The following is a 21,283-nucleotide window of genomic DNA, read 5'->3' on the forward strand; positions in this document are numbered from 1 at the left end:
TGATGTTGTGAAATACGTGAGCGAGGATCAGACGCATGCCCAGGCCGCCGCCGCGCGGCCTCTCGGCATGCCGTCCGGAGCCGCCCACACCGAGCGCGACACACGCGCCCGGGTGGCCCGGCTGATCCTTGAGCACGGCCCGGTCACGGCGTCCACGCTGGGGGAGCGCGTCGGCCTCACGCCGGCCGCGATCCGGCGGCACCTGGACGCGCTGCTGGCCGAGGGCATGATCGAGGTGCGCAAGGCGCGGGCGACGCAGACCCGGCGCGGGCGGGGACGTCCCGCCAAGTGGTTCGCCATCACCGACGCCGGGCGCAGCGCCTTCGTGCACGCCTACGACGACCTGGCGACCGGCGCCCTGCGGTTCCTCGCCGAGACGGCCGGCGACCACGCGGTCGCCGAGTTCGCCCGGCGGCAGATCGCCGACCTCGAGCGGCGCTACCGGCCAGTCGTGCAGGACGCTCCGCCCCAGCAGCGTGTCCGCACGCTCGCCGAGGCGCTGTCGGGCGACGGGTACGCGGCCGCCGCGGCCAAGGCCCCGCAGCCGGGCGGCGGCGAACAGCTGTGCCAGCACCACTGCCCGGTCGCGCACGTCGCGGCGGAGTTCCCGCAGCTGTGCGAGGCCGAGACCGAGGCGTTCAGCCGGCTGCTGGGCACACCCGTCCAGCGGCTGGCCACGATCGCGCACGGCGACGGGATCTGCACCACCCACGTCAGCTCCCGCTCGCTGAGCGGGGCGGGCGAGGCCGCTGATCCCGCCGCGGGCGCCGCCGCCGGCGGGGACGCGGGAGACGGCGAGCGGGGAGCGGCGTCCCCCGAACGAACAGAGATCAGTGACGAGGAGTCCGGAGGGATCTCCCTATGACTACTGCAGCCCACCCTGAGCTTGAAGGGCTCGACAGGTACAAGTTCGGCTGGGCCGACTCCGACGAGGCGGGGGCCTCGGCGCGGCGCGGGCTGAACGAGGACGTCGTCCGCGACATCTCGGGCAAGAAGAACGAGCCCGAATGGATGCTCGACCTGCGCCTGAAGGGGCTGCGGCTGTTCAGCAAGAAGCCGATGCCCACCTGGGGCTCCGACCTGACGGGCATCGACTTCGACAACATCAAGTACTTCGTGCGCTCCACCGAGCAGCAGGCCACGTCGTGGGAGGAACTCCCCGACGACATCAAGAACACCTACGACAAGCTCGGCATCCCCGAGGCCGAGAAGCAGCGCCTCATCGCCGGCGTCGCCGCGCAGTACGAGTCGGAGGTCGTCTACCACAAGATCCGCGAGGACCTTGAGGAGAAGGGCGTCATCTTCGTCGACACCGACACCGGCCTGCGCGAGCACCCGGAGATCTTCCAGGAGTACTTCGGCTCGGTGATCCCCGTCGGCGACAACAAGTTCGCCGCGCTCAACACCACCGTGTGGTCGGGCGGCTCGTTCGTGTACGTCCCGCCGGGCGTGCACGTGGAGATCCCGCTCCAGGCCTACTTCCGGATCAACACCGAGAACATGGGCCAGTTCGAGCGGACGCTGATCATCGCCGACGAGGGCTCCTACGTCCACTACGTCGAGGGCTGTACCGCGCCGATCTACAAGTCGGACTCGCTGCACTCCGCCGTCGTGGAGATCATCGTCAAGAAGGACGCCCGCGTCCGCTACACGACCATCCAGAACTGGTCCAACAACGTCTACAACCTGGTGACCAAGCGCGCCGTCGCCTACGAGGGCGCCACCATGGAGTGGGTCGACGGCAACATCGGCTCCAAGGTCACCATGAAGTACCCGGCGGTCTACCTGCTCGGCGAGCATGCCAAGGGCGAGACCCTGTCGATCGCGTTCGCCGGCGAGGACCAGCACCAGGACGCCGGCGCCAAGATGGTGCACGCCGCGCCGAACACCTCCAGCAGCATCGTGTCCAAGTCGGTGGCGCGCGGCGGAGGCCGCACGTCCTACCGGGGCCTGGTGCAGATCCAGGAGGGCGCCGAGCACAGCAAGTCCACCGTCAAGTGCGACGCGCTGCTGGTCGACCAGATCAGCCGGTCCGACACCTACCCCTACGTCGACGTCCGCGAGGACGACGTGGAGATGGGCCACGAGGCGACCGTCTCCAAGGTGTCGGAGCAGCAGCTGTTCTACCTGATGAGCCGCGGCCTCACCGAGGACGAGGCGATGGCGATGATCGTGCGCGGGTTCGTCGAGCCGATCGCGCGCGAGCTGCCGATGGAGTACGCCCTTGAGCTGAACCGGCTCATCGAGCTGCAGATGGAAGGAGCCGTGGGTTGATGGGGCTCGACACCAAGCCTCTCTCGACGCTGCACGAGAAGGCGTCGTACGACCTCGGCGACTTCGAGGTGCCGACCGGCCGGGAGGAGGAGTGGCGGTTCACACCGCTGCGCCGCCTGCGCGGCCTGCACAACGGCACCGCCGAAGCCCACGGCAAGGTGCTGGTCGAGGTGGAGGCGGCACCGGAGGTGACGGTCGAGATCGTCGGCCGCGACGACGCCCGCCTCGGCAAGTCCTACGTGCCGGCCGACCGGGTCAGCGCGCAGGCGTGGAACGCCTTCGCCCAGGCCACCGTCGTGACCGTCCCGAAGGAGGCCGTCGCCTCGGCGCCGACCATCCTGCGGCTGCGCGGCGAGGACGCCTCCGCCGCCGCCTACGGTCACACCGCGGTCATCGTGGAGCCGTTCGCCGAGGCCACCGTCGTGCTGGCGCACCGCGGGTCGGCGACCTACGCCGACAACGTCGAGTTCGTCGTCGGCGACGGGGCCCGCCTGTCGGTGATCAGCCTGCAGGACTGGTCGGACGACAGCGTCCACGTGTCCCACCAGCACGCCCGGCTCGGCCGCGACGCCCGGTTCGTCTCGCACAACATCTCGCTCGGCGGCGACGTCGTCCGGATCTCCCCGTCGATCTCCTACGCCGGGCCCGGCGGGGACGCCGAGCTGTACGGGGTGTACTTCGCCGACGGCGGCCAGCACCTGGAGCACCGGCTGCTCGTCGACCACACGGTCCCGCACTGCCGCAGCCGCGTCGACTACCGCGGCGCGCTGCAGGACGAGGACGCGCACGCCGTCTGGATCGGCGACGTGATCATCCGCGCGGAGGCCGAGGGCACCGACACCTACGAGCTGAACCGCAACCTCGTCCTCACCGACGGAACGCGGGTCGACTCCGTCCCGAACCTGGAGATCCTCACCGGCGAGGTCGCCGGCGCGGGACACGCCTCGGCGTCCGGGCGGCTGGACGACGAGCACCTGTTCTACCTGCAGGCGCGCGGCATCACCTTCGACGAGGCGCGCCGGATGGTGGTGCGGGGGTTCCTCGGGCAGCTGATCCAGCGCATCGAGGTCGCCGAGGTGCGCGACAAGGTCACCGAGGCGATCGAGGAGGAACTGGATGTGAGGGCGGAGACCCGATGACGTACGTGAAGGTGTGCGCGCTGGCGGAGGTCCCCGCCGACGGGGCCATCGCCGTCGAGGTCGACGACACTCCCGTCGCCCTCGCGCGCAGCGGGGACGAGGTGTACGCCGTCAACGACATCTGCTCGCACGCCGAGGTCTCCCTCGCCGAGGGCGAGGTCTACGACGGCACCATCGAGTGCTGGCTGCACGGGTCCTGCTTCGACCTGCGCAGCGGCAAGCCCACCAACCCGCCGGCCACGCAGCCGGTCGCCACATACAAGGTCAAGGTCGAGGACGGCGACGTCTATCTGTCCCTCGCCGCCGACGACTAGGCCCACGACGAAGGAACCACGAGCATTATGGCCACGCTAGAGATCCGCGACCTCCACGTCTCCGTCGGCGACGGCTCCGACGGGGCGAAGGAGATCCTGCGCGGGGTCGACCTGACCGTGAAGGCCGGCGAGACCCACGCGATCATGGGGCCGAACGGCTCCGGCAAGTCCACCCTGGCGTACGCGGTCGCCGGGCACCCCAAGTACCAGGTGACGTCCGGGACCGTCACGCTCGACGGCGAGGACGTCCTCGCCATGTCGGTCGACGAGCGGGCCCGCGCCGGGCTGTTCCTCGCGATGCAGTACCCGGTCGAGGTGCCGGGCGTGTCGGTGTCGAACTTCCTGCGCTCGGCCGTCACCGCCGTCCGCGGCGAGGCGCCGAAGCTCCGCGAGTTCTCCAAGGAGATGAAGCAGGCGATGGACGCGCTGTCCATCGACCCCGCGTTCGCACAGCGCAGCCTCAACGAGGGCTTCTCCGGCGGTGAGAAGAAGCGGCACGAGATCCTGCAGCTGGAGATGCTGAGGCCGAAGGTCGCCGTCCTGGACGAGACCGACTCCGGCCTCGACGTCGACGCCCTCAAGGTCGTCGCGGAGGGCGTGAACCGCTTCTCCTCCGGCGACACCGGCGTCCTGCTCATCACGCACTACACCCGCGTCCTGCGGTACGTGAAGCCCGACTTCGTGCACGTCTTCTCCGCCGGCCGCGTCGTCGCCCAGGGCGGGCCCGAGCTGGCCGACGAGCTTGAGGACGAGGGCTACGAGAAGTACGCGGAGCCGGTGCGAGGGGCGGGCGCTTCCCTATGAGGCTGCTGCCGGAGGAGCTGAAGAAGGACTTCCCGCTGCTGCAGCGCACGGTGCGCGGCGGGCGCCCTCTGGTGTACCTCGACTCGGGCGCGACGTCGCAGAAGCCCGTCCGGGTGCTGGACGCGGAGCGGGAGTTCTACGAGCGGCACAACGCGGCGCCGCACCGGGGCGCGCACCTGCTGGCCGAGGAGGCGACGGAGGCCTACGAGAACGCCCGCGCGTCGATCGCCCGGTTCATCGGGGCGACGCCTGGTGAGATCGTGTTCACCAAGAACGCCACCGAGGCCATCAACCTGGTCGCGTACGCGATGAGCAACGCCGCCACCGCGGGCCCGGACGCGGAGCGGTTCGCGGTCGGCCCCGGCGACGAGGTCGTGGTGTCGGAGATGGAGCACCACGCCAACCTCGTCCCGTGGCAGCAGCTCTGCCGGCGGACGGGCGCGACGCTGCGCTGGTTCGGCATCACCGACGAGGGCCGCCTCGACCTGGAGAACCTGGACGACCTCGTCGGCGAGCGCACGAAGATCGTCGCGCTGACGCACCAGTCGAACGTGCTCGGCACCGTCCCGCCGATCGAGCGGGTCGTGGAGCGGGCCCACGCCGTCGGCGCGCTCGTCCTGCTGGACGCGGCGCAGTCCGTTCCGCACCAGCCGGTGGACGTGTCCGCGCTGGGTGCCGACTTCCTGGCGTTCTCCGGCCACAAGATGCTCGGCCCGACCGGCATCGGCGTGCTGTGGGGCCGGAGCGAGCTGCTGGAGGCCATGCCGCCTTTCATCACCGGCGGCTCCATGATCGAGCTCGTCCACATGGAGGACTCCACCTTCATGCCGCCGCCGCAGCGGTTCGAGGCCGGTGTGCCGATGACCGCGCAGGCGATCGGGCTCGGCGCGGCCTGCGAGTACCTCGCCGAACTCGGCATGGACAGGGTGCACGCCCACGAGGAGGCCCTGATCGCCTACTCGCTGGAGCGGCTCACCGAGGTCCCCGGCGTCCGGATCATCGGCCCCGGCACCACCGAGGCCCGCGGCGGCGCCGTGTCGTTCACCGTCGAGGACATCCACCCGCACGACGTCGGGCAGGTCCTCGACGACCTCGGCGTGGAGGTCCGTGTCGGCCACCACTGCGCGTGGCCGATCTGCCGCCGCTTCGGCATCCCGGCGACCACACGCGCGACGTTCTACGTCTACAACACCCTCGCCGACGTGGACGCCCTCACCGACGGGGTGCGGCAGGCCCAGAAGTTCTTCGGCACCACCTAGCGGAACACGCCGGCCCTGGGCCCGGTTGTAGCGAGAAAGGCTTGGAAAGGACGACATGCAGCTGGAGGCGATGTACCAGGAGGTCATCCTGGACCATTACCGCAACCCGCATCACAAGGGGCTGCGGGAGCCGTTCGAGGGGGAGGCCCACCACGTCAACCCGACCTGCGGTGACGAGGTGACGCTGCGCGTCCACCTGGACGGCGACGGTCAGGACGCGACGGTCGCCGACGTCTCCTACGACTCCATGGGCTGTTCGATCAGCCAGGCCAGCACCTCGGTGATGGCCGATCTGATCATCGGAAAGTCCGTCAAGGAGGCGATGGCGGTCGGGGAGGAGTTCCTGGCGCTGATGCAGTCGCGCGGCCGGGACGTCGAGCTCGACGAGGACCTCCTGGAGGACGCCATCGCCTTCGCCGGGGTGTCGAAGTACCCCGCCAGGATCAAATGCGCCCTGCTCGCCTGGATGGCGTGGAAGGACGCGACCGCCCGCGCACTCGGAGAGGCAACATGACCGATACGCCCGCCACCGGCACCGTCCCCGACGAAGAGATCCTCGAGGCGCTCAAGGACGTCGTCGACCCCGAGCTCGGCATCAACGTCGTCGATCTCGGCCTGGTGTACGGCGTCAGCCTCGCCGACGAGGTCGCCACCCTGGACATGACGCTCACCAGCGCCGCCTGCCCTCTCACCGACGTGATCGAGGACCAGACGCACAGCGCGCTGGAGGGCCTGGTCAAGGACGTCAAGATCAACTGGGTCTGGCTGCCGCCGTGGGGTCCCGACAAGATCACCGACGACGGCCGCGACCAGCTGCGCGCCCTCGGCTTCAACATCTGACCCGCGCCGCGCACGGCCGATCCGCGCCACGTGCAGAGGCCGTACCCCGCCCCGGGGTGCGGCCTCTTCGCATGCCGTGCTCCGGCCGGGCGGGTTCAGTCCGGCGGCTTGGGCCGGGCCGGCCAGAGGGTGTGGGTGACCGGCCACAGCGACCAGATCGCCAGGACCAGCCCGAGGCGGCCGAGCCAGCCCCGCAGGGCCTCCGTCCGGCCGGCGTCGCCGACGAGGACGATCATCGCGGCGAGGAGGCCGCAGGCGATGGCGGTGGCGATGGCGGCCTTGCCGAACTCGCGCCATTCGTAGCGGGTGCGTGCCCGGCCGTACTTCGGCCTTCCGCGGGGCGGCGGGCCGCCGGCGAAGCGGTGCGCGAAGCGCTCGTCGGCCCAGCGGACCATGCTGTGGCCGAACGCGATCGAGTAGCCGAGGTACGCGGCGGCCAGGCCGTGGCCCGCGCCGGCGGTCGCGCCGCCGCGCAGGTCGATCACCGTCGCGGCCAGCAGGACGAGATCGACCAGCGGGACGCAGAGCAGGAGCGCCGCGCCGGTCCGCCGCATCCGCAGCGGGTAGCGGGCGAGGAGGCCGGCCGCGAGCACGCCCCAGAAGCCGATCTCACAGCCGACGATGATCGCGATGAGCACGTGGAATCCCTTCTCGCCTGGTTCCATCGTGCGAGCCTTCGAACGGCCGGTCGTCGTCCAGGGTGAGGTTTCGCGTGTCGTCCGAAGGATGTACGCGGGCCTCCTCGCGTGGATGGACGAGGCTCGGCCGCGGGGATGCTGAGATGTAGGCGTGCACAATGTCCGACGTCTCACCACCCGCCAGGACGCGCTGATCGCCGCGGCGGCGCTCGCCGGGGGCCTGCTGATGCTCGCGGTACACGGATACTCGGCGTGGTCCCCGGAGTGGGATCCCCCGGCCCGGGTGCGGCTCGTCCCGCTGCTCGGGCTGTGCTCGACGATGCTGCTGAGGCGGACCGCGCCGCTCGCCGGGCTGGCCCTGGCGACGCCGTTCAACTTCACCGACGTGCTCCTCGGGCCGAGCATCGCCACGGCGATGATCTACGGCGACGCTCTGTACGCGGCGAGCGTGTACGGGCGGCGGCGGACGGCCGAGTGGCTGCTCGCGACGACCGTCCTGGCGTCGCTGGCGGTGGCGGCCGGCACGATGATCGCGTTGCGCGAGTTCCCCGCCGGCGTCGTCGGGGGAGCGGTCGCCGGGCTGGTCTGGGTGGCGCCGGTGCTGACCGCGATGGCCGTCCGGGAGCACCGGTTCCGGGCGGAGGCGGAGCGGCAGCGCGCCGAGCAGGTGGCGCGGCTGGCCGAGATGGACCGGCTCGCCGCGGTCAACGCCGAGCGCGCCCGGATGGCCCGCGAGCTGCACGACGTGGTCGCCAACCATCTGAGCGCCGTGGCCCTGCACTCCTCGGCCGTGCTGAAGGTCCGCGACCTCGACCGAGACGGTATCGAGCGGGCCATGGAGGTCATCCGTGAGAACAGCGTGCGGGGTCTCGCCGAGATGCGCCGGATGATCGGGCTGCTGCGGGACGGGGACTCCGCGGATCCGGCGGCCCGGCCGCGGTTGTCGGAGCTGGAGCCGCTCGTCCGGCGCACCGCGCGGCCGGACCTGTCGGCGGGCCTGGAGATCGCCGGGGAGCCGCCCGAACTGCCCGCCGCGGTCGAGCTGGCCGCGTACCGGATCGTCCAGGAGTCGCTGACGAACGCGCTGAAGCACGCCGGGCCGGGGCGCGCCGAGGTCCGGGTCGAGTACACGCGGCGGTGCGTGGTGATCGACGTGCTGAGCCCGCTCGGGCAGGACGGGTCGCGGCTGCCGGGCACGGGCAGCGGGCTGGTCGGGATGCGCGAGCGCACCGCGATGCTGGCCGGGGAGTTCGACGCGGGGCCGGAGGGCGGCCGGTGGCGCGTGCACGCCGAGCTGCCGGTCGGCCACCAGGTCGCGGAGGCGTCATGATCGAGGTGCTGGTCGCCGACGACCAGGCGGCGGTGCGGGCCGGACTGGTGCTGATCCTCGGCGCGGCCCCGGACCTCCGGGTGGTCGGCGAGGCCGCCGACGGCGCGGCGGCGGTGGAGCTGGCCCGTGAGCTGCGCCCGGACGTGGTGCTGATGGACGTCCGCATGCCCCGCCTGGACGGCATCGCCGCGACCCGGGAGATCGCGGGCTTCACCGACGTGCTGGTGCTGACGACGTTCGACATGGACGAGTACGTGTTCGGGGCGCTGCGGGCGGGCGCCGCCGGGTTCCTGCTCAAGGACGTCGACGCCGACCGGCTGGTGGAGGCGGTGCGGACCGTCGCGGCCGGGGAGGGGATCATCGCGCCGAAGGTCACCCGGCGGCTGATCGGCGCGTTCGCGTCCGGGCCCGCGGCCCGGCCGCCCGCGCCGGGCCTGTCGGAGCTGACGCCGCGGGAGCGGGAGGTGTTCGCGTGCCTCGGTGCGGGCCTGTCGAACGGGCAGATCGCGGCACGCCTGAACATGGCCGAGACCACCACCAAGACGCACGTCAGCCGCATACTCGGGAAACTCGGGCTGACCAGCCGCGTCCAGGCGGCCATCCTCGCGCAGGAGACGGCCGCCTCCGGGCTTTCCGGGCCCGCTCCCGGCGAAGGATCACCCGGGACGGTCTGACGCGGCAGGCGCGATCTCAGCGCGACAGGCCGCGGATCAGGTCGGCGACGCGGACGATTCCCAGGCAGCGGCCCACCTCGTCCACCACGACCAGGTCGTCGTAGACGCGCTCGTCCTCCTTCCCGGCGGCCCGCAGCGCCGCGACCGCCGGGACGGTCCGCGGCACCGGGCGGGGCGGGTCGGCCAGCCGCGCGGCAGGCCTGCGGGCGTGCAGCGCGTGCCCGTAGGCGCCGGACAGCCTCAGCAGGAAACGCGTCCGGTCCACGGCGCACCGGGGCCGCTGCCGTTCGTCGACCAGGACGATGCTGGTGATGCCGGTCTCGGTGTTCAGCGCGTCGAGCACCTCGCCGGCGGTCGCCGTGTGGGACATGGTCACCGCGGGCAGCGTGAACTCCGAGACCCGGGGCCCGAGCCCCAGGTCCGCCCGCGCGGGCTCCTCGCGGGCCGCGACCGGGATGGTGACCGGCGCCCCCGGCAGCCATCCCGGCGGTGCCAGCGCGGGACCCTGGACGAGGCGCACACCGGCGTCGCGCATGTGCAGCACCTGCTCCCGCGTCGCCATCTGCGGGGCCAGGACGTGCGTCTCCAGGCGGTGCGCCAGCTCGACCAGGCTCCGCACGAGCGCCGCCCGGCGCGGCTCGGCGACCGACCTGCGCGCCAGGTCCGGGTCGAGTTTCAGCAGGTAGGACGCACCGTCCGCGAGAAGGTCCAGCGGTGCGTGGGCGGCGCCGAGACCGGCCAGCGCGACGAGGTAGCCGGCCCCCCGCAACCGGGCCAGCGCGGCGGTGACGGGCGGGCGCATCGCGGGCGGGAAGCCGCCCGCCACGCAGATGATGACCTCCTGCGGGCGCCGGCCGGTGTCGCCGAGGCCGTGGTGCAGCTCGGCGAGGAGGTCGTCGCCGCCAGAGAGCGTCTCGGCGCGCAGGCCGATCTGCAGCGGCAGCGGGGTCCCGAGACCGGCGGCGGCGCGGGCCGCCTCCACGGCGCGGCGCACGTCCTCCGCGGCCGGATCGAACCGCATCGGGCCGGCCGGGCCCGGCGGCGCCGCGTGCGCCTCGACGGCGACGACGGTGCCGGTGCCGAGGTCGACGACGGGCCGGAACACCGCCCGGGCCGGGAGAAGGGCGTCTGGGACTTCGACGGCTGACACAGCCGCATCATGCCGCCCGCCACGCCCTGAAAACGGACTTGTAGGAAGAAGTTAACCCACAGTTCGCGCGGGTCAGAGGCCGCGGCCGCCGGCGAGGGCCGACAGGAAGTAGGTCACCCCCGCGACCGCGGCGAGCCACACGTAGGCGGTGATGTCGGCGCCGCGCAGCGACTGGACGATCAGCGCGCCGACCACCGCGACGGTCAGCACGTCGCCCGTCATCGCGGCGGCCCGCAGGTGCGCGCGGGCCCGGGTGCCGGACCCGAAGCCCTCGCTGACCGGCAGCGCCGGTTCGTTGCGCCGGTACGCCAGGTACGCCGCGTAGCCGGCCAGCGCGGCGAGCGCGACCAGGGCCGTCCCCGACCGCCCGTCGGCGGCGAGCACGGCCCCGACCACCACACCGGCGCTCAGGACGAGCCCGGGTACGGCCCACCGGCCGAGGCTGCGGCGTTCGGGAGCGATCCACATGGTCCTCATCCTTCCCGATCCGGGGTGAAGGCGAGCCGTCAACGCGCCGGGGCCTGTATCTTCTCGCTCCGTGGCGCAATTTCGGATGAACGGCTCGAAGATGCTCGCCGTCGACCTCGGCGGCGAGACCATCAGGGCGCTGAACGGGTCCATGGTCGCCTACGAGGGCCAGATGGCGTTCAAGCGGCAGGGCATGACGGGCGGCGAGGGGCTTCGCGGCGCCCTCAAGCGCAAGATCGCCGGTGAGGGCATGACCCTCATGGAGATCACCGGGCAGGGGACGGTCTACCTGGCGAACGAGGCGACGGAGGTCACGCTCGTCCAGCTCACCGGCGACACATTGTTCGTGGAGTCGGAAAGCCTCCTCGCCCTCGACGGGAATCTGCAGACCGGCGTCCATTTCGTCGGGCTGCGGGGCATGGGGACGGGCCAGGGCCTCGCCACGACCAAGGTGGAAGGCCACGGGACGGTCGCCGTCCTGTCGGAGGGGCCGGCGATCGCGCTGGAGGTGTCGCCCCAGTCGCCGCTGTGCGTCGACCCCCACGCCTACGTCTGCCATCACGGCCGGCTCCAGCAGGACGTGGTCACCGACGTCAACTGGCGCACGGTGATCGGCCAGGGATCGGGGGAGAGCGTGCAGTTCCGGTACTCGGGGCACGGGCTGGTGTACGTCCAGCCCTCCGAACGCGGCGGAATTCTGGAGATCTGATGCCGGGCTACCAGTCGATCAATTCGAAGATGCTCCAGGTGCCGATCGGGCCGGGCCAGGAGGTCTACAGCAAGCGCGGCGCGATGCTCGGCTACACCGGGCCGGTCTCGTTCGCCCCGTCCACCACCGCCGGGCAGGGCATCGGCGGCACCATCGGACGCGCCGTCGCGGGCGAGCGCTCCGCGATGATGCACGTCACCGGGCAGGGCAGCGTCCTGTTCGGCCACGGCGGGCTGGAGGTCACCGTCGTCGACCTGAACGGCGCCGAGACGCTCTACGCCGAGGCCGACCGGCTGCTCGTGCACGACGCGTCCCTGCAGGTCGGCACCATGTTCATGGGCGAGCAGGGCGGCGTGCGCGGCATGGTCCGCGGCGCGGTCACCGGGCAGGGCCTGTTCACCACGACGCTCATGGGGCACGGCTCGTGCGCGCTGCTGTCGCACGGCGGCGTGATGGAGCTGCCGATCAGCCCGCAGCGACCCGTCCACGTCGACCCGCAGGCGTACGTCGCGCACCGCGGCCAGGTGGAGAACAAGCTCACCACGGCGGTCGGCCTGCGCGAGATGATGGGGCGGGGCTCCGGCGAGGGCTTCCAGCTCCAGCTGAGCGGCACCGGCGTCGTCTACGTCCAGGCCAGCGAGAGGAAGATCTGACCCGTGAGCATGTTCGGCACGCAGACCTGGAACGCCGGGACGCTCCCGTCCAACGACAACGTCAACCCCTACGCCTTCAGCGTCGACCTCAACGGGCAGTGGTTCGCGCAGAAGGGCAAGATGATCGCCTACTACGGGCAGGTCAAGTTCGAGGCGCTGTCGGCGGGGCCGCTGGACGCCCTCGTCGCGCGCTCCTTCAACTCCCCGCTCTACGCGCAGGACTGGATCGTCGCGCAGGGCCAGGGCAAGCTCGTCCTCGCCGACCGCGGGTTCGATGTCAACTCCTTCGACCTCGACGACGGCAACCTGACCGTCCGGGCCGGGAACCTCCTGGCGTTCGAGCCGGGCCTCGATCTCAAGCAGTCGATCATCCCGGGGTTCCTGACGCTGATCGGCACGGGACGGTTCGTGGCCGCCTCCAACGGCCCCGTCCACTTCGTCGAGCCGCCGATCAGGATCGACCCGCAGGCGCTGCTCGGCTGGGCCGACTGCCCGTCCCCGTGCCACCACTACGACCACTCCTACATGCGCGGCGCGTTCGGCGCCGCCCGGATGGTCCTCGGCATCGGCGGCTCGTCCGGCGAGGAGCACCAGTTCGACTTCACCGGTGCGGGCACCGTGCTGATGCAGTCGTCCGAGGTCGTGATGCGCGAGGACGTCCTGCTGCGCGACCTCGAAGGCCAGATCGGGCTGGTCGGCACATCCGGGCTCCAGCGGCTCCAGCAGACGATCACCCAGCGGCTCGCCGCCGAACGCCAGGGCTGAGCGAGGCGTGACCGGGCGGCCGGTCACGCCTCGGGTTCGGGTGCGGGCCTGCCCACGTTGAACGGGACTCCGAACGGGTCGCGGACGGCGGCGTACCGGCCGTACGGGCTGTCCACCGGCTCGGCGTCGACCGTGCCGCCGGCGTCCCGGACCGTCCGGACCGCCGCGTCGGCGTCGTCGACCGCGAAGGTCGTCGTCCAGGACGGGACCCGAGGGCCGCCGCCGCCGAGGGCGATTCCGGACCCGCCCTGGATGCCGCCGACGTAGCGGCCGTCGGGGCGGCGCAGGATGAAGTAGTCCATGTCGCCCGGCATCGGCTCCAGTTCGTACCCGAACAACGCCTTGTAGAACTCGCAGGCGGGTCCCGAGTCGGGGGTGACGAGCTCGTTCCAGACGAACGACCCCGGCTCGTTCACGATCCGGGAACCGGGGTGCGCGCGGCCCTCCCACAGGCCGAACTGCCCGCCCTGCGGGTCCCTGAGGACCGCCATGCGGCCGAGGTCCATCACGTCCATGGCCGGGACGACGACCTCCGCGCCCGCGTCCGTGGCGCGCTTGACGACGCCGTCGCAGTCGTCGGCGGCGAAGTAGACGGCCCACCAGTACACGTCCGGCTGGTCCTCCGGGTTCAGCATCATCCCGGCGACGGACTCGCCGCGCAGGAGGCACTGGTTGTAGTGCCCCGCCTCCGGGCCCGCGTCCTGGAACTCCCAGCCGAGGAGCGTCCCGTAGAACGTCCTGGCGCGGTCGATGTCGGGGACGCCGATGTCGAGCCAGTTCGGCGTCCCCTCCGGCGCGTTGCTCGTGACCTGGGTCATCCCGCCCACACTCCTTCGTGTCGTTCCGCCGCACGCCCGTCACCTCCATCCTGGCCACGGGCCCGGGGTTCACACTTCGGATCCGCATGGACCGGCGGCGGGGCGGGGCTCGCCGCCCATCCCGTACACTGGACGCATGGTTCCGCTCCCGAATTGACAGTGCGCCCAGCGCGCCCCGGTCCCACGGTGACCGAGAGGCGCGCTTCTTCGTGCCTGTCCTCCGAGCCGTCCGTCAGGGGAGCCTGTCACTGTGATCATCGCGAAAGACATCGAGCTGCGCGCCGGACCCCGGCTGCTGATCGAGACCGCCACGTTCCGGGTCAACCCCGGCGACCGGGTGGGTTTCGTCGGCCGCAACGGCGCCGGCAAGACCACCCTCACCAAGGTGCTGGCCGGGGAGGCGCTGCCCGCGCAGGGCGCCGTGACGTCCTCCGGCACCATCGGCTACCTGCCGCAGGACCCCCGTGACGTCGACCTCGCGGAGCTGGCCCGCGACCGGATCCTGTCCGCCCGCGGGCTGGACGAGGTCATCCGCAGGCTGCGCGCCGCCGAGGACGCGATGGCGACCGCGTCGGGCGCCGACCGCGACAAGGCCGTCCGCCGGTACGGCCGGCTGGAGGAGCGGCTGCACGTGCTCGGCGGCTACTCCGCCGAGGCCGAGGCCGCCTCGATCGCCTCCAGCCTCGGCCTGCCGGACCGGGTGATGACCCAGCCCCTCGGGACGCTGTCGGGCGGTCAGCGGCGCCGCGTGGAACTGGCGCGCATCCTGTTCTCCGGCGCCGACTCGCTGCTGCTGGACGAGCCGACCAACCACCTGGACGCCGACTCCATCGTCTGGCTCCGCGACTTCCTGAAGTCCCACCAGGGCGGCCTCGTCGTGATCAGCCACGATGTGGAGCTGCTGGACGCCGTGGTCAACCGGGTGTTCCACCTGGACGCCAACCGCAGCGTGGTCGACATCTACAACGTCGGCTGGAAGAAGTACCTGGAGCAGCGCGAGACCGACGAGCGGCGCCGCAAGCGCGAGACGGCCAACGCGCAGCGGCAGGCGTCCGCGCTGCTGTCGCAGGCCGACAAGATGCGCGCCAAGGCCACCAAGGCCAAGGCGGCCCAGCAGATGGACCGGCGCGCCAGGAGCCTGCTGGCGGGCGTCGAGGGCGAGCGGCGGGCCGACAAGGTCGCCAAGATCCGCTTCCCGGAACCGGCACCGTGCGGCAAAACCCCCCTCACCGCGGAGGGTTTGTCGAAATCGTACGGATCTTTGGAGATTTTCACCGACGTGGACCTGGCCGTCGACCGGGGCAGCCGCGTCGTCATCCTGGGCCTGAACGGCGCGGGCAAGACGACGCTGCTGCGGCTGCTGGCGGGGGTCGACGAGCCCGACACCGGGTCGGTGGTGGCCGGTCACGGCCTGCGGGTCGGCTACTACGCCCAGGAGCACGAGACCCTGGACGTCGAACGGTCCGTCTTGGAGAACATGCAGTCGGCCGCGCCCGGCATGGCGCCCGTCGAGGTCCGCAAGATCCTCGGCTCGTTCCTGTTCTCCGGCGACGACGTCGACAAGCCCGCGGGCGTCCTGTCCGGCGGCGAGAAGACCCGGCTGGCGCTGGCGATGCTGGTGGTGTCCAGCGCGAACGTCCTGCTGCTCGACGAGCCCACCAACAACCTCGATCCCGCCAGCCGCGCGGAGATCCTCGGGGCGCTGCGGACGTTCGCCGGGGCGATCGTCCTGGTGACCCACGACGAGGGGGCCGTCGACGCGCTCGCACCGGAAAGAGTGATTTTGCTCCCGGATGGTGTGGAAGACATCTGGAGTGACGAGTTTGCCGATCTGGTGGCGCTCGCGTGACCTGCGGGGTGACTTCCGCAGATCTTTTCTGGCCGAGTGGGTAGCCGAACCGGCGGGAATGACTGATCATGGCGGGGATAACGCAGCGGTCACCACATCACTACGGGAGGTACTCGTGGCCGAGACCCTTAAGAAGGGCACCCGCGTGACCGGTGCCGAGCGCGACAAGCTGGCGGCGGACCTGAAAAAGAGGTACGACTCCGGCGAGAGCATCCGCGCCCTGGCAGCCGCCACCGGCCGCTCGTACGGTTTCATCCACCGGATTCTGACCGAGTCCGGCGTCAACCTGCGCGGTCGCGGCGGCGCGACCCGGGGCAAGAAGTCCTGAACGGACACCGGCCCCCGGATGAGCGCACCGCCTGAACCGGCGCCGCGACCGGCCGAGTAAGGTTCGGTCGCGGCGGCGGACAGGCGCCGGGTCCCGCCCCGTGGACGGCGGGGCGGGCCCGTGGTGCTCATCGAAAGGGAGGCCAATGGCGGACGCGAATACGGACGGACGGCCGGTAACGGTCACGGACCCGGCGGTACTCGATCGGGCGGTGCCCGATCAGCCGGTGCTCGACCAGTCCGTGCTTGATGAGGGCGGGCTGCGGTTCGACGTGGACGGCGCCGTCGCGACCGTCACGCTGAACCGGCCCGAGCGGCGCAACGCGATGACGTTCGCGACGTGGCGCGGTCTCGCCGCGATCGGCCGCTCCCTGCCCGCCGATGTCCGCGTCGTCGTCCTGCGGGGCGAGGGCCCGAGCTTCTCGGCGGGCATCGACCTCGGCATGTTCTCCGGCGAGGGCGACGGATTCACCGACGGCTCCGACGCCGATGCCACCGACCGGTTCATCGCGGAGCTGCAGGAGGGCTACACCTGGCTGCGGCGCCCCGAGATCGTCACCGTCGCGGCGGTGCACGGCCACGCGATCGGCGGCGGCTTCCAGCTCGCGCTGGCGTGCGACATCCGCGTGATCGCCGACGACACCAAGTTCTGCATGAAGGAGCCCGCGCTCGGGCTCGTCCCCGACCTGACCGGCACCAAGCCGCTCGTCGAGATCGTGGGCATCGGGCGGGCGCTGGAGCTGTGCCTCACCACCCGCACCGTGCTCGCCGAGGAGGCGTCACGGCTCGGTCTCGCCGAGGTGGTCGTCCCCCGCGACGGCCTGGACGACGCCGTCCGCGACCTGGTCACCGCGCTGCTGGCGGTGAACCCGGGCGCGGCCGTCGCCACCAAGCGGCTGCTGTGGCAGGCCGCCGAGAACACCCTCGAAGAGCAGTGCGCCGCCGAGCGGCACGAGCAGATCGGCCGGCTGCGCGAGCTGTTCACGCGCTGATCACCGGGTGGCGGCGGGCCCGCCCCACGGGCGTCCCATGGGGCGGCCCGCCGCGTCCGGCTATCTCAGGGCCCTGTGGCCGCCTCCGGCGAGCGGCAGCAGAATCCGGCTGACGCCCGGCTCCACGGTGACCTCGGTCCCGGCCGGGTAACGCAGCGTGTAGTCGTAGTCGGTGGACAGCACGATCACGCCGAGCCGGTGGCCGGGCTCCACCGTGTAGTCGGCCGGCTGGAGGTCCCACCTGAAGGTGTAGGTCCGGCCGGGCCTGATCGGCTCCGTGCGGCCCGGATCATGGCGGTTCCGCGCGTCCAGCCAGCCCCGCGTGATGATCTTGTAGGGGGCCGTCTCGGTCTCCAGGGCCTGGCGGGTGGTGCAGCCGTCGTCGCCCGGCACGCCCTGGCCGTAGCAGACCCGCTCACCGGTGTCGGCGCGGCGGCCCGTGGGGCGGGTTCCGGTGCCGTAGTCGACCAGCAGCGCCGTCAGGTACGGCGAGCGCCCGTCGAGGGACGCGCGGAGAGTGATCCCGGGTGTGCCGTTCACCCGGACGGGCGCGGACAGCGGCGGCGTCAGGAACGCCAGGCGTCCCGGGTCGGCCCGGTCCTCGTGGGCGAGCAGCTGCTCGGCGGTGCGGGTCCTGCCCTCGTCGGCGAACGACTGCGTCGCGCCGCGGCGGGGCCGCAGGGCCAGCCTCCCGGGCTGCCCGGACGGGCCGGCGTTCAGGGCGAGCGGCACGGTGCGGGTTCCCGGGACGGGCCAGTCCCGCGCCGTCTCCCACGTCCCGTCCGCGTGCTGGACGTCGACGCGGGGCTCGTGCTCGATGCCGTTGCGGATGCCGTGCAGGTAGCGGTCGAACCAGCGATGCGTCTGGCGCAGCCACTCCTCGACACGCCAGCGGAACGGTGTCGCGTGGCTGCCCTGGTGCAGCCACAGCTTGAGGGGGACACCGGTCTTCTTCAGGGCGTTCCACCACTGGACGGAGTTCTTCGTCTTCACGTTCCAGTCGTTCAGGCCGTGCACGACCATGACCGCGGCCCGCACGTTCTTCGCCTGGCCGACGTAGTCGCGGGCGGCCCAGACGTCGCCGTAGTCGCCGGTCACGCGGTCCTGTGCCGCCTCGATCTCGTCGATGATCTCCGCGCAGACCTCGGGGTTCTCCCGGGTCAGCACGTACTTGGCCAGGACGTCCAGGTCCTCGCCCTGGAAGCCGCCGGGGGCGAGCACACCGCCGTTCGCGCGGTAGTAGTCGTACCAGCTGGAGATGGCAGCGATCGGGACGATGGCCTTCAGCCCCGTCACGCCGGTCGCGGCGGCCATGTTCGGCAGCGTCCCGTTGTAGGACTGCCCGATCATGCCGACGTCGCCGGTCGACCAGTCCGGCGTGACGGGCGTCCCGTCCGGTGCCCAGCCGCGGGCGCGGCCGTTCAGCCAGTCGACCGCCGCCTTGGCGCCGGCCTGCTCGCTGCGGTCCCCGGACGTCGGGCAGCCGGTGGAGCCGCCCGTCCCGATGCTGTCCAGGTCGGCGACGGCGTATCCGCGCGGCAGGAAGTAGTTGTCGTAGTACCCGGGGAACAGGGCCGCGAGGTCACGCCGGGGGGCGGCGAAGGCCCCGGCCCGCGCGTCGCCGATGTCGACGGGGTGGTTGACGACGTCGTTGCCGCCGGCCCAGTACGGGCTCGGCTCCAGGATCGTCGGGACCTTGAGGCCGGCGGTGTCGGTCTCCTTCGGACGCATGATCCGCATCTGCACGCGGTCCCGGACGCCGTCCCTGTCGCTGTCGGCCGTCGTCTCGATGTCGACGGTCTGGGTGACGGCGTCGGCGCGGGAGAAGACCGGCTGCGTCTCGCCGTCCTTCACGGTGAGCTTCGGGGCGGCGCCGGGCGGCGAGGACCCGGTGGGGCCGGCCGCCCCGGCGGGGAGCGCGGTGAGGGCGAGCAGCGCGGCGGTGAGGGCGGCCACGCCGGCGCCGCCTCGCGGGAGGCGTCGTGTCATCGGGGCTCCTGGGGGGTGTGAGCCTGACATAGGGGGTTGATCACTTTTACTCCGCGAGTGATGCGAAGTCCACCGTCCTCCGGCCCCCACCCACCACCGGTCAACGGGCGAGCTCTGGTTACGCCAGGAGCGGACGCGGGAAGGGGGGCCGCCCGGTGCGCGTTGTCCCGGCCGGATACTGAGATGCTTACTTGATTACGTTCCATGCGCGGCCGCGGCTCCCGCGGGCCGCGCGGCGAACCTCGGAGGCGTTTGTGGGAATGCCGGGAATGCCGGGCAACGGCTGGCAGGTGATGGCCTCGTTCCGCAAGGACAGCAGCGTCACCCAGCAGAAGCTCAAGCCCGGCACGGTCGGGCGGATCGCGGGGTACGCCCGTCCCTACGTCCGGGAACTGGGGCTGTTCCTCGCCCTGAACTCCCTGTCCGCGCTGATCGTCGTCGCGAACCCGCTGCTGCTGAAGGCGATCATCGACCGCGGCATCGTGCCGGGGCGGCAGAGCCTGGTCGTCTGGCTCGCCGTCGCCGTCGCCGGGCTCGCGCTGGTGGAGGCCGTCCTCGGCCTGGTCCAGCGCTGGTACTCGGCACGCGTCGGCGAGGGCCTCATCTACGACCTGCGCAGCCAGGTCTTCGCGCACGTCCAGCGGCAGCCCGTCGCGTTCTTCATGCGGGCGCAGACCGGCTCGCTCGTCAGCCGCCTCAACAACGACGTCATCGGCGCGCAGCGCGCCCTCACCACCACGCTGTCGTCGGTGGTCTCCAACGTGATCAGCCTGATCCTGGTGGTGGCCACCATGCTGATCCTGTCGTGGCAGGTCACGCTGATCGCGCTGCTGCTGCTCCCGATCTTCATCCTGCCGGCCAAGTGGGTCGGCAAGCGCCTCCAGCGCGTCAGCCGCGAGCAGATGGTGCTGGACGCCGAGATGGGCTCGCTGATGACCGAGCGGTTCAACGTCGCGGGCGCGATGCTGGCCAAGCTGTACGGGCGGCCCGCCGAGGAGGAGGAGAACTTCTCCGGGCGCGCCGCGCGGGTCCGCGACATCGGCATCATCGCGGCCATGTACGGCCGGGTCTTCTTCACCGCGCTGACGCTCGTCGCGGCCCTGGCCACGGCCATGGTCTACGGCGTCGGCGGCGCGCTCGCCGTGAACGGCGCCCTGGAACTCGGGACGCTGGTCGCGCTCGCGACCCTGCTGACCCGGATGTACGGGCCGCTCACCGCCCTGTCCAACGTCCATGTGGACGTCATGACCGCGCTGGTCAGCTTCGACCGCGTGTTCGAGGTGCTCGACCTCAAGCCGCTGATCCGCGACCGTGACGGCGCCCGCACCCTCGGCGAGGCACGCGGGTCCGACGGGAACGGCACTCGCCTGACCAAGGAGCCCGAGGCCGCCGACTTGACCAAGGCCACCAGCTTGACCAAGGCGACCAAGGCGACCGGGGAGTCGGGGAGCCGGGGCGCGCCGTCGGTCGAGTTCGACCACGTCCGGTTCGCCTATCCGTCGGCGGAAGAGGTGTCGCTGGCCTCGCTGGAGTCGATCGCGCGCACCGACACCGCCCCCGGGCGCGAGGTCCTGCACGACATCGACTTCACCGCCGAGCCCGGCCGGCTCGTCGCGCTCGTCGGGCCGTCCGGTGCGGGCAAGTCGACGATCACGCACCTGGTGTCGCGGCTGTACGACGTCAGCGAGGGCGCGGTGCGGATCGGCGGCGCCGACGTCCGCGACGTCACGCTCGATTCGCTGCGCGCCGAGATCGGCGTGGTCAGCCAGGACGCGCACCTGTTCCACGACTCGATCCGCGAGAACCTGCGCTACGCCCGCCCGGACGCCTCCGACGAGGAGATCCACGCGGCGCTGGAGGCCGCGCGCATCGGCGACCTCGTCGCCGAGATGCCCGAGGGGCTCGACACCGTCGTCGGCGACCGCGGCTACCGCCTGTCGGGCGGGGAGAAGCAGCGTCTCGCGATCGCCCGGCTGCTGCTGAAGGCGCCGTCCGTGGTGGTGCTGGACGAGGCGACCGCGCACCTGGACTCCGAGTCCGAGGCGGCCGTGCAGCGGGCGCTGCGCACGGCGCTGGCCGGGCGGACGTCCCTGGTGATCGCGCACCGGCTGTCGACGATCCGGGAGGCCGACCTGATCCTGGTGATCGACGACGGCCGGGTCGCCGAGCGCGGGCGGCACGAGGAACTGCTGCTCCAGGGCGGCCTGTACGCCGAGCTGTACCGCACCCAGTTCGCGCACCAGCGCGACGAGGAGCGCCAGACCGAGCCGCTCGGCGCGGAGTGACGGCGC

General features: G+C 71.9%; 22 protein-coding genes. 17 read left to right on the plus strand and 5 right to left on the minus strand.

Annotated elements, in window-relative coordinates; translation table 11 throughout:
* The first annotated feature begins 16 nt into the window (after positions 1-16).
* From ACGFIS_RS27380 to ACGFIS_RS27415, 8 genes are read left to right on the plus strand one after another with little or no spacing between them, the layout of a single operon-like run.
* Positions 17-865 carry a helix-turn-helix transcriptional regulator gene (locus tag ACGFIS_RS27380; RefSeq protein WP_392905137.1) on the plus strand — a complete coding sequence of 283 codons (849 nt, stop codon included), beginning with the start codon at positions 17-19 and terminating at the stop codon, positions 863-865.
* Positions 862-2,274, plus strand: a complete 1,413-nt coding sequence (sufB, locus tag ACGFIS_RS27385) for a Fe-S cluster assembly protein SufB (protein WP_392904885.1) — start codon at positions 862-864, stop codon at positions 2,272-2,274. Before ACGFIS_RS27380 ends, sufB begins: the two co-directional genes overlap by 4 nt.
* Positions 2,274-3,413: a Fe-S cluster assembly protein SufD gene (sufD, locus tag ACGFIS_RS27390; RefSeq protein WP_392973048.1), complete on the plus strand. Its 1,140-nt coding sequence runs from the start codon at positions 2,274-2,276 to the stop codon at positions 3,411-3,413. The genes sufB and sufD overlap by 1 nt, the downstream gene beginning before the upstream one ends.
* A complete protein-coding gene (locus ACGFIS_RS27395; RefSeq protein ID WP_392904881.1) occupies positions 3,410-3,727 on the plus strand; it encodes a non-heme iron oxygenase ferredoxin subunit in 318 nt (105 codons plus the stop codon). The genes sufD and ACGFIS_RS27395 overlap by 4 nt, the downstream gene beginning before the upstream one ends.
* Positions 3,728-3,754: 27 nt before the next feature.
* On the plus strand, positions 3,755-4,531 hold the full coding sequence (sufC, locus tag ACGFIS_RS27400; protein WP_392904879.1) for a Fe-S cluster assembly ATPase SufC: 777 nt from the start codon (positions 3,755-3,757) through the stop codon (positions 4,529-4,531).
* Positions 4,528-5,790, plus strand: coding sequence for a cysteine desulfurase (locus tag ACGFIS_RS27405; RefSeq protein ID WP_392904877.1), 1,263 nt, complete (start codon positions 4,528-4,530; stop codon positions 5,788-5,790). Before sufC ends, ACGFIS_RS27405 begins: the two co-directional genes overlap by 4 nt.
* 55 nt (positions 5,791-5,845) lie before the next feature.
* Positions 5,846-6,304, plus strand: a complete 459-nt coding sequence (gene sufU, locus ACGFIS_RS27410; protein WP_392904875.1) for a Fe-S cluster assembly sulfur transfer protein SufU — start codon at positions 5,846-5,848, stop codon at positions 6,302-6,304.
* Positions 6,301-6,630, plus strand: coding sequence for a metal-sulfur cluster assembly factor (locus ACGFIS_RS27415; protein WP_358457933.1), 330 nt, complete (start codon positions 6,301-6,303; stop codon positions 6,628-6,630). Before sufU ends, ACGFIS_RS27415 begins: the two co-directional genes overlap by 4 nt.
* Positions 6,631-6,725: 95 nt before the next feature.
* Here ACGFIS_RS27415 and ACGFIS_RS27420 read toward each other — a convergent pair whose 3' ends face one another.
* The gene (locus tag ACGFIS_RS27420; RefSeq protein WP_392904872.1) at positions 6,726-7,295 is read right to left on the minus strand and encodes a hypothetical protein; all 570 of its coding nucleotides are present in this window, start codon (positions 7,293-7,295) and stop codon (positions 6,726-6,728) included.
* A gap of 124 nt (positions 7,296-7,419) precedes the next feature.
* Here ACGFIS_RS27420 and ACGFIS_RS27425 point away from each other — a divergent pair, with 124 nt between their 5' ends.
* Both ACGFIS_RS27425 and ACGFIS_RS27430 read left to right on the plus strand, forming a co-directional pair.
* Positions 7,420-8,598 (plus strand): sensor histidine kinase, encoded by a 1,179-nt coding sequence (locus ACGFIS_RS27425; RefSeq protein ID WP_392904869.1) that lies wholly within the window; start codon positions 7,420-7,422, stop codon positions 8,596-8,598.
* On the plus strand, positions 8,595-9,272 hold the full coding sequence (locus ACGFIS_RS27430; protein ID WP_392904867.1) for a response regulator: 678 nt from the start codon (positions 8,595-8,597) through the stop codon (positions 9,270-9,272). Before ACGFIS_RS27425 ends, ACGFIS_RS27430 begins: the two co-directional genes overlap by 4 nt.
* A gap of 16 nt (positions 9,273-9,288) precedes the next feature.
* Here the strand turns inward: ACGFIS_RS27430 and ACGFIS_RS27435 are convergent, their stop codons facing one another.
* Together ACGFIS_RS27435 and ACGFIS_RS27440 are read right to left on the minus strand one after the other, a co-directional pair.
* Complete coding sequence (locus tag ACGFIS_RS27435) at positions 9,289-10,422, minus strand: EAL domain-containing protein (RefSeq protein ID WP_392973051.1); 1,134 nt, start codon at positions 10,420-10,422, stop codon at positions 9,289-9,291.
* 72 nt (positions 10,423-10,494) lie between these two features.
* Positions 10,495-10,890, minus strand: a complete 396-nt coding sequence (locus ACGFIS_RS27440; RefSeq protein WP_358457924.1) for an ABC transporter permease — start codon at positions 10,888-10,890, stop codon at positions 10,495-10,497.
* A gap of 70 nt (positions 10,891-10,960) precedes the next feature.
* On the opposite strand from ACGFIS_RS27440, the gene ACGFIS_RS27445 reads away from it, so the two are divergent.
* The 3 genes from ACGFIS_RS27445 to ACGFIS_RS27455 are packed head-to-tail and all read left to right on the plus strand — an operon-like array spanning position 10,961 to position 13,017.
* The gene (locus tag ACGFIS_RS27445) at positions 10,961-11,599 is read left to right on the plus strand and encodes an AIM24 family protein (RefSeq protein WP_392904862.1); all 639 of its coding nucleotides are present in this window, start codon (positions 10,961-10,963) and stop codon (positions 11,597-11,599) included.
* Positions 11,599-12,252: an AIM24 family protein gene (locus ACGFIS_RS27450; RefSeq protein ID WP_392904859.1), complete on the plus strand. Its 654-nt coding sequence runs from the start codon at positions 11,599-11,601 to the stop codon at positions 12,250-12,252. The genes ACGFIS_RS27445 and ACGFIS_RS27450 overlap by 1 nt, the downstream gene beginning before the upstream one ends.
* Positions 12,253-12,261: 9 nt before the next feature.
* Positions 12,262-13,017, plus strand: coding sequence for an AIM24 family protein (locus ACGFIS_RS27455; protein WP_392905134.1), 756 nt, complete (start codon positions 12,262-12,264; stop codon positions 13,015-13,017).
* Positions 13,018-13,040: 23 nt separating this feature from the next.
* On the opposite strand, the gene ACGFIS_RS27460 is transcribed toward ACGFIS_RS27455, so the two are convergent.
* On the minus strand, positions 13,041-13,835 hold the full coding sequence (locus ACGFIS_RS27460) for a VOC family protein (RefSeq protein ID WP_392904856.1): 795 nt from the start codon (positions 13,833-13,835) through the stop codon (positions 13,041-13,043).
* Between the two features lie 250 nt (positions 13,836-14,085).
* Between ACGFIS_RS27460 and ACGFIS_RS27465 the strand changes: the two genes are divergently transcribed.
* The 3 genes from ACGFIS_RS27465 (at position 14,086) to ACGFIS_RS27475 (ending at position 17,003) form a co-directional block, all read left to right on the plus strand.
* Positions 14,086-15,684, plus strand: coding sequence for an ABC-F family ATP-binding cassette domain-containing protein (locus ACGFIS_RS27465; protein ID WP_392904853.1), 1,599 nt, complete (start codon positions 14,086-14,088; stop codon positions 15,682-15,684).
* 115 nt (positions 15,685-15,799) lie between these two features.
* Positions 15,800-16,012, plus strand: a complete 213-nt coding sequence (locus ACGFIS_RS27470) for a helix-turn-helix domain-containing protein (protein WP_021596738.1) — start codon at positions 15,800-15,802, stop codon at positions 16,010-16,012.
* Between the two features lie 211 nt (positions 16,013-16,223).
* Positions 16,224-17,003, plus strand: a complete 780-nt coding sequence (locus tag ACGFIS_RS27475) for an enoyl-CoA hydratase/isomerase family protein (protein ID WP_392904851.1) — start codon at positions 16,224-16,226, stop codon at positions 17,001-17,003.
* A gap of 60 nt (positions 17,004-17,063) precedes the next feature.
* Here the strand turns inward: ACGFIS_RS27475 and ACGFIS_RS27480 are convergent, their stop codons facing one another.
* Positions 17,064-18,992: a Xaa-Pro dipeptidyl-peptidase gene (locus ACGFIS_RS27480; protein WP_392973053.1), complete on the minus strand. Its 1,929-nt coding sequence runs from the start codon at positions 18,990-18,992 to the stop codon at positions 17,064-17,066.
* A gap of 260 nt (positions 18,993-19,252) precedes the next feature.
* On the opposite strand from ACGFIS_RS27480, the gene ACGFIS_RS27485 reads away from it, so the two are divergent.
* Positions 19,253-21,277, plus strand: a complete 2,025-nt coding sequence (locus ACGFIS_RS27485; RefSeq protein ID WP_392905130.1) for an ABC transporter ATP-binding protein — start codon at positions 19,253-19,255, stop codon at positions 21,275-21,277.
* The last annotated feature ends 6 nt before the right edge of the window (positions 21,278-21,283 follow it).

Origin of the sequence: Spirillospora sp. NPDC048824 (assembly GCF_043198455.1) — a bacterium.
Lineage (GTDB): Bacteria > Actinomycetota > Actinomycetes > Streptosporangiales > Streptosporangiaceae > Spirillospora.

Bases quoted from the DNA above. Each gene is read 5' to 3' on its own strand.
- sufB (WP_392904885.1), top strand. From the start codon at position 862: ATGACTACTGCAGCCCACCCTGAGCTTGAAGGGCTCGACAGGTACAAG.
- sufD (WP_392973048.1), top strand. From the start codon at position 2,274: ATGGGGCTCGACACCAAGCCTCTCTCGACGCTGCACGAGAAGGCGTCG.
- ACGFIS_RS27395 (WP_392904881.1), top strand. From the start codon at position 3,410: ATGACGTACGTGAAGGTGTGCGCGCTGGCGGAGGTCCCCGCCGACGGG.
- sufC (WP_392904879.1), top strand. From the start codon at position 3,755: ATGGCCACGCTAGAGATCCGCGACCTCCACGTCTCCGTCGGCGACGGC.
- ACGFIS_RS27405 (WP_392904877.1), top strand. From the start codon at position 4,528: ATGAGGCTGCTGCCGGAGGAGCTGAAGAAGGACTTCCCGCTGCTGCAG.
- sufU (WP_392904875.1), top strand. From the start codon at position 5,846: ATGCAGCTGGAGGCGATGTACCAGGAGGTCATCCTGGACCATTACCGC.
- ACGFIS_RS27415 (WP_358457933.1), top strand. From the start codon at position 6,301: ATGACCGATACGCCCGCCACCGGCACCGTCCCCGACGAAGAGATCCTC.
- ACGFIS_RS27420 (WP_392904872.1), bottom strand. From the start codon at position 7,295: ATGGAACCAGGCGAGAAGGGATTCCACGTGCTCATCGCGATCATCGTC.
- ACGFIS_RS27430 (WP_392904867.1), top strand. From the start codon at position 8,595: ATGATCGAGGTGCTGGTCGCCGACGACCAGGCGGCGGTGCGGGCCGGA.
- ACGFIS_RS27440 (WP_358457924.1), bottom strand. From the start codon at position 10,890: ATGTGGATCGCTCCCGAACGCCGCAGCCTCGGCCGGTGGGCCGTACCC.
- ACGFIS_RS27450 (WP_392904859.1), top strand. From the start codon at position 11,599: ATGCCGGGCTACCAGTCGATCAATTCGAAGATGCTCCAGGTGCCGATC.
- ACGFIS_RS27455 (WP_392905134.1), top strand. From the start codon at position 12,262: ATGTTCGGCACGCAGACCTGGAACGCCGGGACGCTCCCGTCCAACGAC.
- ACGFIS_RS27460 (WP_392904856.1), bottom strand. From the start codon at position 13,835: ATGACCCAGGTCACGAGCAACGCGCCGGAGGGGACGCCGAACTGGCTC.
- ACGFIS_RS27480 (WP_392973053.1), bottom strand. From the start codon at position 18,992: ATGACACGACGCCTCCCGCGAGGCGGCGCCGGCGTGGCCGCCCTCACC.
- ACGFIS_RS27485 (WP_392905130.1), top strand. From the start codon at position 19,253: ATGCCGGGAATGCCGGGCAACGGCTGGCAGGTGATGGCCTCGTTCCGC.